This is a genomic window from Blastococcus sp. TBT05-19 (genome assembly GCF_003319095.1).
Lineage (GTDB): Bacteria > Actinomycetota > Actinomycetes > Mycobacteriales > Geodermatophilaceae > Blastococcus.
Window position 1 is genome coordinate 148,622 of sequence record NZ_QOHI01000005.1, and the last position, 14,213, is coordinate 162,834.

A 14,213-nucleotide genomic window follows, 5' to 3' on the forward strand; every position below is an offset into this window, starting at 1 on the left:
TGAGAGAGTTCTCATCCGGCTCTCACCGCCCCGACACCGCGACGGTGCAGGCTGGGCGCCGTGCGCCCCCGTCTCGTGCTCGTCCTGCTGGCCGGGCTCGCCGTCGTCCTGCTCGCCGGCGGGACCGTGTGGGCACTGCTGCGCCCCTCCGCGGAGAGCGGGGTGTCGGTGCCACCGCCGATCGAGGTCCCGGTGCCCGCCACCGCCAGCGACCCGGCACCCCCGGAGCCGACGAGCGCACCCACGCCGCCGCCGTCGGCACCGGCCACCGACGTCGTCGCTCCACCACCGCTGGACGACGACGACGATGACGAGGACGACGACGAGGACGACGCCGACGATGACGACTGAACCGGGAACGGCAAGGCCCGGAGCGCGGAGACGTCTGCGGAGCCGGCTGGCGCCCCGAGCCGCCCGGACGCGGATCATCGGCTGGGTCCTGCTCCTGGTGCTGCTCGCACTGGCGTTGGTCACGCTGGTCACCTGGCGGCTGCTGGTCCGGGCCACCGACGAGCGCATGGACGTGGCGCTGGAGGCCGAGGTCGAGGAGTTCCGGCGGATCGTGGCGGGCACCGTCGATCCGGCCACCGGCCGGCCGTTCGAGTCGGTCTCCGACGTGCTGCAGACGATGATCACCTACAACCTCGCCAGGCCGAACGAGAAGTTCCTCGGCTACGTCGACGGCGAGTACCGCTTCCAGAGCCGGATCGAGGCACCGGTGCTGCTCAGCGAGGACGCCGACTTCGCCGAGCTGGTCGGGTCGGCCTCCGAGCCCACCGCCGGCCGGTACGCCAGCGGAGCCGGTGAGGTCCGCTACCTCGCCGTCCCGGTGGACCTCGAAGGAGACCCCGCTCGCGGGGTGGCCGTCGTCGCCTACTTCGCCGACCAGGAACGCCAGGCTGCCGACGACACCGCCCAGCTGATGCTCGGGGTCGGGGCGGTCACCGCGCTCCTGGCGGCCGGGGGTGCGTGGGTCGTCGCCGGTCGCGTTCTCGCGCCGGTCCGCGCGGTGGCGACCACCGCGCAGGGCATCACCGAGACCGACCTCTCCGGCCGCATCCCGGTCGAGGGCCGCCCCGCCGACGAGCTGACCGACCTCGCCCGGGCGGTCAACGCGATGCTCGACCGCGTGGAGAACGGTGTGGCCGCCCAGCGCCGGTTCCTCGACGACGCCGGCCACGAGCTGCGCACCCCCATCACGATCGTGCGCGGCCACCTCGAGGTGCTCGACCCCGCGGACCCCGGCGACGTCCGGCAGACCGTCGCCCTCGTCGACGACGAGCTCGAGCGGATGAACCGCATGGTCTCCGAGCTGCTCCTGCTCGCCCGCGCCGAGCAGCCGGAGTTCGTGCGGGTCCAACCGGCCGACGTCGCGGCGCTCACCCGGGAGGTCTTCGGCAACGTGCGCCGGCTCGGTGAGCGCGACTGGCAGCTGGGCGGCGTGGCCCGTGCCGACCTGCTGCTGGATCCGCAGCGGCTCGCGCAGGCCGTCGTCGCCCTCGCCGACAACGCCGTCCAGCACACCCGGCCGGGCGACCGGATCACCCTCGGCAGCCGGCTGTCCGGCGACCGGCTGCTGGTCTGGGTGGACGACGCCGGTCCGGGGATCGCGCCGGCCGACCAGGACCGGATCTTCGAGCGCTTCGCCCGGGGCAGCTCCGGCGCCCGGCGCAGCGACGGCGCCGGGCTCGGGCTGTCCATCGTGCAGGCCATCGCCGCGGGTCACGGCGGCTCCGTCGAGCTGCACAGCAGGCCGGGGGAGGGCGCGACGTTCACCCTCGTCCTGCCGGCCCGCCCGGCGCCGCCGCGGAACGCCTACCCCGAGGACCTGACCGCCGGCGTCGACGGCACCGTGGACGAGGCGCTCGCCACCCCGCCGCTGGACCCCCGTCCCGTACCGACCGAGGGAGGACCCCGGTGAGCCGGGTGCTGATCGCCGAGGACGAACCGCGCATCGCTGCGTTCGTCGAGAAGGGCCTGAGGGCCAACGGGTTCACGACCACCGTCGTGGACGACGGGCTGGCCGCGCTGGACCGGGCCCGCAGCGGCGCGTTCGACCTCGTGGTCCTCGACATCGGCCTGCCGGTCCTCGACGGGTTCGCCGTCCTGCGCGCCCTGCGCGCGGAGCGCGTTCCCGTGCCGGTGATCGTGCTGACCGCGCGCGACAGCGTCCAGGACACCGTGGCAGGTCTCGAGGGCGGCGCGGACGACTACATGGCCAAGCCGTTCCGGTTCGAGGAGCTGCTGGCGCGGGTGCGGCTGCGACTGTCCGGCGCGCGCGCGGGGGAGGTCACGGTGCTCACCGCCGGAGGGCTGTCCCTGGACCTGCGCACCCGGCGGGCCGGCGTCGACGGGCGGGTCGTCGACCTCTCCGCCCGCGAGTTCGCCCTCGCCGAGACCTTCCTGCGCCATCCGGGGCAGGTCCTGGCGCGCGAGCAGCTGCTCAGCCAGGTGTGGGGCTACGACTTCGACCCAGGCTCCAACGTCGTCGACGTCTACGTCCGCTACCTGCGCAAGAAGCTCGGGGCGTCCCGCATCGAGACCGTGCGCGGCATGGGCTACCGGCTGATCGCCGCCTGAACGCCGCGACGGCCCCGGCCCCGCGAGGGGACCGGGGCCGTCGCGGCCGGGAGCTCAGTCGTCGCCGGGGCTGTCGGCCGTGTCCGGGGTGACGTCGTCCGGGGTGGCGTCGTCAGGGGTGGCGTCGTCAGGGGTCGCGTCGTCAGGGGTGGCCGTGTCCGGCGAGGCGTCGGGGCTGTCGACGGCGCTCTCGGCCGGGCTGTCGGCGCTCTCCGGGGAGGCGTCGGCGGCGACGTCGGGCGAGCTGCCCGGCGCGTCCTGAGCAGCGACGGAGACGGCGGCCGGCGCGGAGGTCGACGCGCCGTCGTCGGCGGTGGCCACGCCGACGCCGACTGCGCCCAGCCCGGCGAGCGCGGTGCCGAAGGTGACGACCTTCCAGGTGGCGGGGGTGCGGGTCATGGGAGTTCCTCCTCGAACGGTGGTGGTGCGCTGTCGAGATCCACTCTCCCCACGCCCGGTGAGGCCTCCGGGAGACGGCGATGAGCTCCCTCTCATGCGGATGAGTCCGGCCTCATCGCAGCCGTGGCCCACTCCTCGGCGAGGGCCACGCGCGCCTCCGTCGCCGTGACCCAGTCCGCCTGCTGCACCCGGAACGGCCCCGTGGCCAGCCCGACCAGCACGCCCGCCACCCGCGCCTCCAGCTCGCCGGCCGCCCAGCGCCCGGCGAGCAGCTCCTGCACCCGGGCGCGGTACCGGGCGACCGGGCCCGGGTCGTCGACCAGCCGCTCGAGCAGGGCCAGGTGCCCCACGAGGGTCGCCCAGTCGTCGATCCGCGCCCCGGGGCCGGCGGTGTCGACGTCCAGCAGCCCGACCACGGCGCCCGCGTCCACGAGCAGCTGCGCCTCGTAGAAGTCGCCGTGCACCGCGACGACGGGGTGCCTCCCCGCGGCCGCGCCGACCACCTCGACGAGCCGGTCCAGCCGGGGGGCCAGCGACGGGCAGACCGCGGCGGTCACCGACGCGTGGGTGCGCACCGAGGGCAGGGGGTCACCCGGGTGGCGCCGCGGTTCGGCGGCGCCCACCTGCGGCAGCGAGTCGAGCAGCGCCTCGAGGGCAACCGGGTCCGGCAGCTGCGCGGGGTCCCCGGCCAGGGCTGCCCGCATCGGGGTGCCGGGCAGGCCGGGCAGCACGACGACGCCGTCGTCGGTGGAGGCCAGCGCCGGGGGCACGGGGACGACCGACGCCAGCGCCTCGTGCCGGGTCACGAGCCGGGCCACCGCCGACGGCCGCACCACCTTGAGGAACCACCGGCCGGCGGGGGACCGCACCTCGACCACGGCGCGTCGCCCGGGCCGGTAGGCCCGCAGCCGCAGACGGGCGCTCGCGGCGTCGAGGCCGAGTGCTCCCAGCCGCTGGGCAGTGGCCGCCGCGGAGGTCGCCCAGGCCAGTGCGGGCAGTCCGGGGTCCAGCGGCCAGCGCCACAACCCGACGGTGACCGGGCCACCTGCTGCCTCGCCCTCGACGACGGTGGCCCCCGGCGGGATCGCGCTGCCCGTCGTCGCCGCGAGGTGCTCCCGCGTGGTGCGTCCGTCGGCCCAGTCGACCACGGCGGCGTGCCGCACGGTGGCCGCACCGCTCGGGCGCAGGTGCGCCGAGGTCGCGGTGAGGCTCCGCAGCCGTCCACCGAGCGGGTCGAGGACGGCGGTCCACAGCTCCACGGCGGGCTCCCCGAGGAGCACCTGCAACGACGGCGGCCACGACGGCGGAGCGAGAGCGGAGTCCACCCATCCACCCTCGCTGGCCGCGGTGAACGCCCGATGAGACGCCGATGAGCGCGCTCTCACCACGAGCCGCGGTGCACGACCTCCTCGACACCGCGCCGGCCGCGCCTGAGCGAGGGGGACCGGCGGTCGTCGGCGCCCGGGTAGCCGACCGAGACGCAGCCGACCGGGCGGTACTCCGCGGGCACGCCGAACGCCTGCCGGAAGGGCTCGACCCGCTCCGCGGGCACCCCGAAGAAGCAGGCGCCCAGCCCCTCGTCGACCGCGGTGAGCAGCATCAGCAGCGACGCCATGCCGGCGTCGACGTCCCAGTAGGGCACCGGCCAGCGGGCCTCGTCGCGGTCGGTCCAGCCCTTGTCCGGCTGGGCGTAGCGGTCGAGGTAGGCCTGCTTGTTCGACAGCGGCACGACCAGCAGCGGCGCCCGGCGCATGCGGGTCAGCCAGCCGTCGGGTGCGCCGCTACCGGTCGTGGCGGCCCAGAACCGGTCGCGCTCCTCGGGGCTCTCCAGGACGAGGAACGCCCAGCCCTGGCTGAACCCGGCCGAAGGGGCCCGGATCGCGTGCTCGAGCAGCCGCTCGCGCACCTCGGCCGGGACCGGGCGGTCGGGGTCGTAGTCGCGCACCATGCGGCGACGGCGGACGACGTCGGCGAACTCCACGCGGTCAGCCTGTCACCCGCGCCGTCGGGTCAGCCGGCCCGCCCGAGCCGGGCCAGCGCGCGGACCTCCCGGCCGGCGCCCTCGGGCACGTCGGGGGCCGGCCGGCAGATGCCGTCCATGTAGAGCGCCTCGCCGAAGCTGTCCGCGCCGGCCTCGATGCGGTCGAGCTCGTCGGCGGTCAGCCCCGCGTCGGCTCCCACCGCGCGGGCGACGTCCCACCGGTGCACGACCATGTCCCACACGTAGAACTGCTCGAAGGCCGCGCCCACCGTCGTCGGCCCGAAGAAGCCGTCGAACTGCCGGGCCGGCGCGGCGTCGTCGGCCAGCGCCGCGGCCACCCGGCGGGCGTGCTCCCGCCAGGCGGCGGCGGGGTCCGCGGCGACGTCGGGGGCCTCGCCCAGGTCCACCCCGTGGGTGGTGAGGAAGTCCCGCTGGGTGCTGATCAGGTGGCCGACGACGTCCGCCGCGGACCAGACCTCGCAGGGGGAGGGCCGGGACCAGCCGGCCCGGGGGACGGCGTCCAGGATCTCGGTGAGCGGGCGGTCGGCTGCGGCGAACTGCGTGGCTGTCCGGGTCATGCGGGAGAAGCTAGGGACGTGCGGCAGGCTCGGTCTTGATGAAACCCGACAGCCCCCAGCGGATGGACCCCGTCGAGCGGGCCCACCTCAAGGATCCCGGCGACGCCTCGCACGTCATGTACCGGTATCCGGCCGCGCCGGAGTTCGACGGCCTGCTGCAGCGCTTCTGGATCCCGGTGTGGTCGGTGCCGCCGGGTCAGGAGGCGCCGCAGCGGGTCCTGCAGTACCCGGTCTCGCTCGTCGTCGTCGCGCCGGACTACGCCCGGTTCTACGGCGTCGTGCCCGGGCTGTCGACGACGACGCTGAGCGGGGACGGCTGGGCGGTCGGGGTGATGTGCGCGCCGGCGGCCGGGGCGCTGGTCGCCGGCGGCCCGATGAGCGCCTTCACCGACCGGTTCGTGGACGTGGCCGACGTCCTCGGGGAGGCGGGGGACCGGCTGACCGCGCGGGTGCGCGCCGCGATGGCGCCCGATCCGCACGCAGCGGAGGCGCACGCGTCCGCCATGACGGCGATGGAGGACGCGCTGCGGCCGTTCCTGCCGGTCGACGACGACGGGCGGCTGGTCAACGAGGTCGTCGCGTTCGTGGAGGGCGACCGCGAGGTGACCCGCGTGGCCCAGGTGTGCGAGCGCTTCGGCCTGTCCGAGCGGGCGCTGCAGCGGCTGGTGCACCGCCGGCTCGGGCTGACGCCGAAGTGGCTGATCCAGCGGCGCCGGCTGCAGGAGGCGGCCGAGCGGCTGCGGACCGGGCCGGAGGGGCTCGGCGAGGTCGCGGCGGTGCTGGGCTACGCCGACCAGGCGCACTTCACCCGCGACTTCGCGCGGGTCACGGCCATGACGCCGGGGGAGTTCGCCGGCCGTCAGCGCCGGAAGACGTAGGGCCTCAGCGGCGGCTCGGCCGGCTGGTCGGGCGCGTTGCCCTCCGGGTTGCCGGCGTAGGCGACCATCGCCGCGAAGTCCTGCAGCCCCGTCGCCGGGTCCACGCCCGGCTGGAACGGCTGCGCGCACACGAGCGGGTCGATGCGCGACCGGTCCGCCGGACCCTCGTGGTCCAGCGCGTCGACCACGAGCGCGTAGCCCACGGCGTCCGAGCTGCCGATCTGGAAGTGGTCGGCCACGTGCCCGGGGCAGACCTCCTGCAGCGCGATGTTCGCGATCCGGCCGTTCCCGGTGCGCAGCGGCGAGCTGGCCGCCGGGCCCGCGTTGGGCACGACCACCTCGTCGGTGCTCGTGTAGGCGACCGTGTAGTCGATGCCGGCGAACGTCTCGGCGCCGCTGTTGAGCGCCCGCATGAACTGCGACCGCGAGGCCTGCTGGTGGAACGAGGGGTTGCAGGGCCGCTGGCAGGCGAGGTCGGCGGCCACGGTGCCGTGGTTGGAGGGGCTCAGGCCGATGAGGTCGTCGACGAGCTCGCGGGTGTCGGGCCAGAAGCGCAGCGCCCAGCGCGGCACCATCCCGCCCTGGCTGAACCCGACGACGTCGACGTCGCGGTGCGCGGCCCTGCTCATCGTGCGCAGCGCGTGGACGACGTACTCGCCGGCCACCTGGACGTCGCCGGTGGCGTCCTGCGGGAGCGTGACGGTGCACCAGCGGCGGCCGTCCTGGTCGAAGGCCCGCAGGTAGTTCCAGTCGAAGTTCACCTCGGGCGTGAGCGTCGTGCCCGGGACGAGAAGCACCGGGTCCGCGGCCGGCTCCCTCAGCGAGCCGTTGCAGCGCAGCGCCGCGTCGAGCTGCGCCGTCGGCACGCTCAGCCGGGGACCGCGCTGGTCCAGCGGCGCGAACTCGCCGGTGCCCGGCGCGGAGTGCGGGGTGGCGGAGGCGGAGCCCACGCCGGCGGCGAGGAGCGCTGCGACCAGCAGGACGAGCAGGCGGAACCGGGGCAGGCGCACGAGCGTCCCTCCTCACCGGGCGCGCACCGGCGCGCACCCGACCGGGACAACGAGACGGCGGCGGTCAGGTTGCGCCGGTCAGCGGGGAGCGAGCCCGGTGACGGCCCGGACCAGCTCCGGCCCGTCCAGGAGCACGAGGTCGTTGTGCCCGGCGTCCGGCACCTCGACGAGGGCGTGCAGCCGCCCGGCGGCCGCGGCGACCCGGCGGCTCTGCTCCGGCGGCACGATGGTGTCGGCGGTGCCGAGCAGCACCGTCGTCGGCACCTGCACGCGGGCGACCTGCTCGGCGACGGGGAAGCGGTCGCGCAGCAGCAGCCCCACCGGCAGGAACGGGTAGTGCTCCGCACCCACGGCCGCGAGGTCGACGAACGGCGAGCGCAGCACCAGCCCCGCGGGCGGGTGCTCGAGGGCCAGCTCGGTGACGACGGCGCAGCCGAGGCTCTCGCCGAGGTAGACCAGCCGCTCCTGCGGCACGGCGGCCTCGGTGACCAGCCAGTCCCGCGCCGCTCGCACGTCGAGCGCCAGCCCGTCGGCGTCGGGACTCCCGGGGTTGCCTCCGTAGCCGCGGTAGTCGAAGAGCAGGACGGCGAGCCCCTCCGCGGCCAGCGCGCGGGCCAGCGGCACGCGGTGCTCGCGGTTGCCGCCGTTGCCCGCCGCGAACAGGACGGCCGGCGCGTCGGCGTCGGGACCGGGGAAGAACCAGGCGCCCAGCCGCAGCCCGTCGGAGGTGGTCAGCTCGACGTCGCGGCCGCCGGGGAGGACGTCGGCGGCCGAGGGGACCGGCCCGCCTGCGGGGAGGTAGATCAACCGGCGCTGGAGCGCCCACAGCAGGCCCACCAGCACAGCACACACGAGGGCGAGCGCGAGCGCCGTCCGGAGCAGCCGCCGCAGCACCCCGACATCGTGCTCCCTACGCTGGTCGTCGTGCCGAAGCTGCAGCTGCTCCCCGCCGTCGACGTCGCCGACGGCCAGGCCGTCCGTCTCGTGCAGGGGGAGGCCGGGAGCGAGACCTCCTACGGCGACCCCCTCGAGGCCGCTCTGCAGTGGCAGCGCGACGGCGCCGAGTGGGTGCACCTGGTCGACCTCGACGCAGCGTTCGGCCGAGGCAGCAACCGCGAGCTGCTGGCCCGGGTCGTGGGTGAGCTGGACGTCGACGTCGAGCTCTCCGGCGGCATCCGGGACGACGCCTCGCTGGAGGCGGCCCTCGCCACCGGCTGCCGCCGGGTGAACCTGGGCACCGCCGCGCTGGAGTCGCCCGACTGGTGCGCCCGCGCCATCGCCGAGCACGGCGACCGGATCGCCGTCGGCCTCGACGTGCGCGGCACCCGGCTGGCCGCCCGGGGCTGGACCCAGGAGGGCGGCGAGCTCTACGAGACCCTCGCCCGCCTGGACGCCGAGGGCTGCGCCCGCTACGTCGTCACCGACATCACCAAGGACGGCACCCTCAAGGGCCCGAACCTGGAGCTGCTGCGGGAGGTCTGCGCCGCCACGCCGCGCCCGGTGATCGCCTCGGGCGGGGTCAGCTCGCTCGAGGACATCCGCGCCCTGGCCGGGCTGACCGCGATCGGCGTCGAGGGCTCGATCGTCGGCAAGGCCCTGTACGCCGGTGCCTTCACCCTGCCGGAGGCGCTGCGGGTGACCGAGGAGCTCGCGTGAGCGTGATCCGCCTGGGCTCCGGCAGCCCGTGGGAGGCGGTCGTCGGGTACAGCCGGGTGGTCGTCCGCGGCGACACCGCGTGGGTGAGCGGCACGACGTCGCTGGTCGACGGCGAGGTCGCCCACCCCGGGGACCCGGCCGCGCAGACCCGCCAGGCGCTGGCGAACGTCGAGCACGCCCTCGAGCGCGCCGGGTTCACGCTGAACGACGTCGTGCGCACGCGGATCTACGTCACCGACATCGCGCGCTGGGAGGACGTGGGCCGGGCGCACGGCGAGGTGTTCGGCGACATCCGCCCCGCGACCACGATGGTGCAGGTGGCCGCGCTGATCGACTCCGCGATGCTGGTGGAGATCGAGGCCGACGCGGTGCGGGCGGCCGGGGCATGAGCCTCGCCGTGCGCGTCATCCCGTGCCTCGACGTCGACAACGGGCGCGTGGTGAAGGGCGTCAACTTCGTCGACCTGCGCGACGCCGGCGACCCGGTCGAGATGGCCCGGGTCTACGACGCCGAGGGCGCCGACGAGCTCACCTTCCTCGACATCACCGCCAGCTCCGGCGACCGCGAGACCACCTACGACGTCGTCCGCCGGACCGCGGAGAGCGTGTTCATCCCGCTCACCGTGGGCGGGGGCGTGCGCAGCGCCGACGACGTGGACAAGCTGCTGCGCGCCGGCGCCGACAAGGTCGCGGTGAACACCGCCGCCGTCGCCCGGCCGGAGCTCATCGCCGAGATCGCGCACCGCTTCGGCAACCAGGTGCTCGTGCTCTCGCTGGACGCCCGGCGCACCCGCGACGGCGCCGTCACCGACTCGGGCTTCGAGATCACCACCCACGGCGGACGGCGGGGCACCGGGCGCGACGCCGTCGAGTGGTGCGTGCAGGCCGCGGAGCTCGGGGTCGGCGAGATCCTGCTCAACTCCATGGACGCCGACGGCACCCGCACCGGCTTCGACACCGACCTGGTCCGGCTCGTGCGCCGGGAGGTCGCCGTGCCGCTGATCGCCAGCGGGGGAGCGGGCGCGGTCGAGCACTTCCCGCCCGCCGTGGAGGCCGGCGCCGACGCGGTGCTGGCCGCGAGCGTCTTCCACTTCGGCCAGCTGCGGGTCGGCGACGTCAAGGCCGGCCTCGCGGCGGCCGGCGTCCCGGTCCGCCGGGAGGCCGACACCCCGCTCAGCTGACGGGGCGCCTCAGGGTCGGCCAGATCCGGACGAGCGCGACGCTGGTCAGGATGACGAACAGCGACATGGCCGCCTGGACCCAGGTCCACCAGCCGGTCGGGCCGTGGCCGGCGAGCGGGCACACCATCGTCATCACCGCCATCATGACGCCGGCCGCGATGCCGTGGTGCGGTGCGCGCGGGCTGCCGCGCCACAGGGTCGCCACCGCCCCGACGATCGTCGCGAGCGTGGCCAGGTCGATGGGCAGCTGCCACAGCGGGTAGTGCACGTCGCCCACCGGCATCGGCTCCACCATCGGGCAGGTCAGCCAGGCGACGGCGAAGACCACGGCGAGCACCTTGCCGGCGGTCCCCGACGGGCGCCGCCGCGGCGGGGCGGTCCACTGCGGTGCGACGGACGACCGGGTCGCCGCGGGGACCCGCTGGGCGGCGGGAGCGGTGGAGCCGGCGGGGGACCGGTGGTCGGCGACGTACATGGGCGCACGGTAGCGCCGCGGGCCCGGCCCGACGAGCACTTTCCGGGTGCCGCCCCGCGGCGCGGTCAGCTGACGGCGACCCGGGCGACGTCGCGGCGGCCGGAGACCCACAGCATCAGCTCCAGCGGCTCGCCGGTCACCGTGCGCCCGCCGTCCCCCAGCCGCTTCTCGACCCCGGGGGCGTCGCTGCGGCGCAGCACGAGCCCGCGGCGGCCGGCGGCGCGGCGGGCGTGCAGACCCAGCCCCGACCACAGCTGGTCCTGCTCCTCCCGCGGGAGCAGCCGCGGCTCCCATCCCGGCTGGGCACGCCGGACGTCCTCGTGGTGGATGGCGAACTCGGCCACGTTGAAGACCTTCGCCGCGGCTGGCAGGGCCATCGGCGACCACGCCGGCGGCCCGGTGCGCACCTGCTGGACCACCTCGGCGTAGGAGGTCCGGGTGCGCAGCCGTTCCTCCAGCCGGTGCGACCACCAGGCCAGGCGCTCGCCGCCGGGGAGCATCTCCAGCCCGTAGCCGGGCAGTGCGTCCGGCCGCCGGTCGCGGACGACGAGGTGGGCGGCGAGGTGGGCGGTGGTCCACCCCTCGCAGCAGGTGCGGGCGTCGGGGCCGACCTCGTCCAGCAGGTCGGCGAGGGCGGCTCGTTCGCGGACGGCCAGCGGCGGCGTGGACGACGTCACGCCGGCGAAGCTACCCGCGGGCGCGTCCGCCCGCCGGACCACCCCAGCGGTGCGGGGGGCACCTCAGTCGGTGGTGCTCCGCCGGCGGCGACCGGCCACGAGTGCCACCGCCCCGGCGCCGATCGCCAGGCCCGCCAGCGCGAGGAGGGGTCCGGGCTCGCTACCGGTGGAGGCCAGGTCGCCGGCCCTGGTGCCGCGGGTGCCGGCGTTCGTGACGGGTTCCCTGGTCCGGTCGTACCTGAGGGCGAGGCCGTCGCCGCTCCCGTCCGGGTGCGGTGTGCTCTGCCCGCCGTCTCCGGTGCCCGGCGACGTCGGTCCGCCCGGCGTGGCTCCGTCGCCCGGGGTCCCGCCGCCCACCGTCCCCGGGGCGGTCCCGCCCGCCGGGTCGATCGTGTAGGTGTGCCGGCCGGCCGCGACCGGGAGGACCAGACCCGCGCCGTCGGCCTGCGCGGACACCGGGACGCCGTCGCGCAGGACGCGGGTCCCGGCGGGGAAGCGTCCGGCGAGCAGCACCGTGCCGTCGCGGTCGGCGTCCGTCGTCACCGTGAGCTGTCGTCCCGGGTCGAGCCGTGCCCGGGCGAGGTCGAGGGTGGCGTCCGCGACGTTGGCCAGCCGCAGGTCCAGCCGGTTGGCGACCGGGATGGCCGGCTCCGGCCCCCAGGAGCGGTTGACCTCCGTGTAGGGCAGCGCGCCGCCGACGACACCGGCGCCGGTACCGGGGGAGCTGGGCGCGTCCCCGCGGCCGAAGCCGTGGCTGAAGGCGTCGACCAGCGCCTTGGCCGGCTGCGTGCCCGAGGACCCGGCACCGGGCGCGGTGGATCCGGGCCGCACCCCGGACACCCAGTAGGCGTGGTCGTGCACCAGCCCGAGCGCGGCGTCGTCGGCGGCCGGCACGTAGCCGAGGGAGACGTGGTGGGGGTTCCGGTCGACGCGGGACTCGCCCAGGAACTCCGTCGCCATCGGGACGTCGTAGCTGCGCAGGGCGATGGTGAAGTGCTCGGCACCAGGGACGACGGCGAACCGGTAGCGGTAGCCCAGCTGCTCGAAGCCGCGCACGCCGACCTCGGGGGCGCCGAGGTTCTGCGCCCGCGGGCCGACGATCGGCACCAGCTGGTCGGCGCCGGCGGCGACGTTCAGGTAGGGCACGTTGCGGGCGTTCTCCAGCCACAGGTTGGACAGCGTCTCGATGCCACCGGTGGGCGGCGCCGGGGGCACCCAGATGCCGTCCCCGGGCGGGCCGACGGTGGAGAAGGCCCGGCCGAAGAGGTCGGGGTACAGCGTCCCGAGGCGGTAGGTGGCGTAGCCGCCCATCGAGTAGCCGCTGATCGCCGTCCGGTCCGGGTCGAGCGTGAAGTGCCGGGCGACGTCGTTCCACATCTCGAAGACGTCGTACTCGGCCTCGTGCTGGTACCAGCCGTCCGGACCGCGGGAGAGCGAGGTGGCCACGATGTTCCCGCGGGCCTCGCCGATCTGCTGGATGCCCGTCGAGCCGTTGTACTGCCAGTGCTGCTGTCCCAGGGAGTGCAGGGCGAGGGTGAACCCGGTGCGGGTGCCGGGCCGGTAGCTGCTGGGCACGTAGAGGCTGTAGGGCTGCAGCTGCCCGCGGTACTGCGGGAAGGTCGCCTCCAGGTCGCGGCCCTCGCCGAGGTCCAGCCGGCTCGGGAAGATCCGGATCGTCGTGCCGGTCGCCGGCACGGTGGTGCGGTCCCGCTTATCGGCGAGCGCGGCGAAGTCGATGTCGCGCGCGTACCGGGTGGGCTCGTCGCGGGTCAGCACCGGGGCCTGCGCCGTGTCCGGTGGGGTGTTCGCCCCGGTGACCGGCTCGTCGAAGCGGAAGCCCAGGTTGAAGATCCCGTTCGGCGCGGGGTCCGTCGGACCGGCGCCGCCGGGGGAGTCGGCGTCGGCCACCGCCTGGGGGCGCAGCCAGCCGCCGGTGGCGCGGTCGTGGAGACCGGTGGCCAGCGTCGCCCGCCAGGTGCCCTGCGGGTCGCTGGTGGTGCGGGGCACGGTGACCGTCAGCTGGTTGGCCTCGAGGTCCGTGCGCACCTCCACCGGCGTCGTCGCCCCGGCACCGCCGTCGGCGGCGAAGGAGGCGTGCTCTGCGCCCGTACCCCACACCGTGATCACCTCGTCGGTGCCGGGGAACGGCGCTCCCGGGTCCCCGGGCAGGGTCGCGGTGCCGGTGGCGGTGTCGCGGTCGGTGTCGAACGCGAGGGCGATGATCGTCGAGTCGGGCTGGAGCAGCGTGTTGAGGGTGAACCGGTAGGACACCCGGTCGCGCTCCGGCGCGATGCGGAACTCGACCAGGTCGGCGGCGTTGCCGCCGTACCGCGCTGCGTCGGTCGGGTAGGTGACGTCACCGGCCCGCTCGGACAGCGACGAGCCGCCCTGGCCGTTCGTGTCGGCGCCGTAGTCGTCGAAGAGGTGGTCCTGGTAGAGGTACTCGCCCTGGACGTAGGCCTCCTGCCCGGAGACCAGCAGCGGCTGGGCGCGGAACCGCGCGTCCCGGTTCTCCAGCTGCGGTGCGGCCGGCGCCGGTGCGTACAGGACGTCGGGGCCCGGCCGCGCACCGCTGGGGACGGCGGGCAGCGAGCCGGCCGCGGGGTCGCGCCCGTCCCCGGTGGCGGACGCCCCGGTCGGGGCGACCACGCCCAGGGCGAGGAACGCGGCGCAGCCGACAGCCAGGGACGCTCTGCTCATGACGACCCCAACGAGCGTTCCGGCGAGAAGTTGCGATCTGCATCACGCCGACACGCGGCCGGGGGGAAGAACCGGGGGTGGGCCGCTGTTGGGCGCAGT

General features: G+C 75.8%; 16 protein-coding genes. 7 read left to right on the top strand and 9 right to left on the bottom strand.

Going from position 1 to position 14,213, the window contains the following annotated elements; translation table 11 throughout:
* Nucleotides 1-60 precede the first annotated feature (60 nt).
* The 3 genes from DQ244_RS19450 to DQ244_RS14355 all read left to right on the top strand — a co-directional run bounded on the left by DQ244_RS19450 (nt 61) and on the right by DQ244_RS14355 (nt 2,580).
* Nucleotides 61-351 (top strand): hypothetical protein, encoded by a 291-nt coding sequence (locus DQ244_RS19450; protein ID WP_158544569.1) that lies wholly within the window; start codon nt 61-63, stop codon nt 349-351.
* A gap of 97 nt (nt 352-448) precedes the next feature.
* Nucleotides 449-1,921: a cell wall metabolism sensor histidine kinase WalK gene (locus DQ244_RS14350; protein WP_233491452.1), complete on the top strand. Its 1,473-nt coding sequence runs from the start codon at nt 449-451 to the stop codon at nt 1,919-1,921.
* Nucleotides 1,918-2,580, top strand: a complete 663-nt coding sequence (locus DQ244_RS14355; protein WP_113812175.1) for a response regulator transcription factor — start codon at nt 1,918-1,920, stop codon at nt 2,578-2,580. Before DQ244_RS14350 ends, DQ244_RS14355 begins: the two co-directional genes overlap by 4 nt.
* A 54-nt stretch (nt 2,581-2,634) precedes the next feature.
* Here DQ244_RS14355 and DQ244_RS14360 read toward each other — a convergent pair whose 3' ends face one another.
* From DQ244_RS14360 to DQ244_RS14375, 4 genes are all read right to left on the bottom strand, one after another.
* A complete protein-coding gene (locus DQ244_RS14360) occupies nt 2,635-2,979 on the bottom strand; it encodes a hypothetical protein (protein WP_113812176.1) in 345 nt (114 codons plus the stop codon).
* Between the two features lie 92 nt (nt 2,980-3,071).
* Nucleotides 3,072-4,304, bottom strand: a complete 1,233-nt coding sequence (locus tag DQ244_RS14365; protein WP_147251532.1) for an aminoglycoside phosphotransferase family protein — start codon at nt 4,302-4,304, stop codon at nt 3,072-3,074.
* A 56-nt stretch (nt 4,305-4,360) separates the two neighbouring features.
* Nucleotides 4,361-4,960 carry a nitroreductase family protein gene (locus DQ244_RS14370; protein ID WP_113812178.1) on the bottom strand — a complete coding sequence of 200 codons (600 nt, stop codon included), beginning with the start codon at nt 4,958-4,960 and terminating at the stop codon, nt 4,361-4,363.
* A 29-nt stretch (nt 4,961-4,989) separates the two neighbouring features.
* A complete protein-coding gene (locus tag DQ244_RS14375; protein ID WP_113812179.1) occupies nt 4,990-5,538 on the bottom strand; it encodes a TIGR03086 family metal-binding protein in 549 nt (182 codons plus the stop codon).
* Nucleotides 5,539-5,576: 38 nt separating this feature from the next.
* Between DQ244_RS14375 and DQ244_RS14380 the strand changes: the two genes are divergently transcribed.
* Nucleotides 5,577-6,416, top strand: coding sequence for an AraC family transcriptional regulator (locus DQ244_RS14380; RefSeq protein WP_113812180.1), 840 nt, complete (start codon nt 5,577-5,579; stop codon nt 6,414-6,416).
* Here DQ244_RS14380 and DQ244_RS14385 read toward each other — a convergent pair.
* Together DQ244_RS14385 and DQ244_RS14390 are read right to left on the bottom strand one after the other, a co-directional pair.
* Entirely contained in the window at nt 6,398-7,426 is a 1,029-nt protein-coding gene (locus tag DQ244_RS14385; RefSeq protein ID WP_113812181.1) for a lipase, read from the bottom strand. The genes DQ244_RS14380 and DQ244_RS14385 overlap by 19 nt on opposite strands.
* A gap of 78 nt (nt 7,427-7,504) precedes the next feature.
* Nucleotides 7,505-8,320, bottom strand: coding sequence for an alpha/beta hydrolase (locus tag DQ244_RS14390; RefSeq protein WP_233491455.1), 816 nt, complete (start codon nt 8,318-8,320; stop codon nt 7,505-7,507).
* 30 nt (nt 8,321-8,350) lie between these two features.
* Between DQ244_RS14390 and priA the strand changes: the two genes are divergently transcribed.
* The 3 genes from priA to hisF are packed head-to-tail and all read left to right on the top strand — an operon-like array spanning nt 8,351 to nt 10,262.
* Nucleotides 8,351-9,082 (top strand): bifunctional 1-(5-phosphoribosyl)-5-((5-phosphoribosylamino)methylideneamino)imidazole-4-carboxamide isomerase/phosphoribosylanthranilate isomerase PriA, encoded by a 732-nt coding sequence (gene priA, locus DQ244_RS14395; protein ID WP_113812407.1) that lies wholly within the window; start codon nt 8,351-8,353, stop codon nt 9,080-9,082.
* Nucleotides 9,079-9,471 (top strand): RidA family protein, encoded by a 393-nt coding sequence (locus DQ244_RS14400; RefSeq protein WP_113812182.1) that lies wholly within the window; start codon nt 9,079-9,081, stop codon nt 9,469-9,471. The genes priA and DQ244_RS14400 overlap by 4 nt, the downstream gene beginning before the upstream one ends.
* On the top strand, nt 9,468-10,262 hold the full coding sequence (gene hisF / locus DQ244_RS14405) for an imidazole glycerol phosphate synthase subunit HisF (protein ID WP_113812183.1): 795 nt from the start codon (nt 9,468-9,470) through the stop codon (nt 10,260-10,262). The genes DQ244_RS14400 and hisF overlap by 4 nt, the downstream gene beginning before the upstream one ends.
* Here the strand turns inward: hisF and DQ244_RS14410 are convergent.
* The 3 genes from DQ244_RS14410 to DQ244_RS14420 form a co-directional block, all read right to left on the bottom strand.
* Entirely contained in the window at nt 10,255-10,737 is a 483-nt protein-coding gene (locus tag DQ244_RS14410; protein WP_147251533.1) for a hypothetical protein, read from the bottom strand. The two genes, hisF and DQ244_RS14410, sit on opposite strands and share 8 nt — an antisense overlap.
* A gap of 65 nt (nt 10,738-10,802) precedes the next feature.
* The gene (locus DQ244_RS14415; RefSeq protein WP_113812408.1) at nt 10,803-11,414 is read right to left on the bottom strand and encodes a TIGR03085 family metal-binding protein; all 612 of its coding nucleotides are present in this window, start codon (nt 11,412-11,414) and stop codon (nt 10,803-10,805) included.
* A gap of 63 nt (nt 11,415-11,477) precedes the next feature.
* Nucleotides 11,478-14,114: an LPXTG cell wall anchor domain-containing protein gene (locus tag DQ244_RS14420; RefSeq protein ID WP_113812185.1), complete on the bottom strand. Its 2,637-nt coding sequence runs from the start codon at nt 14,112-14,114 to the stop codon at nt 11,478-11,480.
* Between the last annotated feature and the right edge of the window lie 99 nt (nt 14,115-14,213).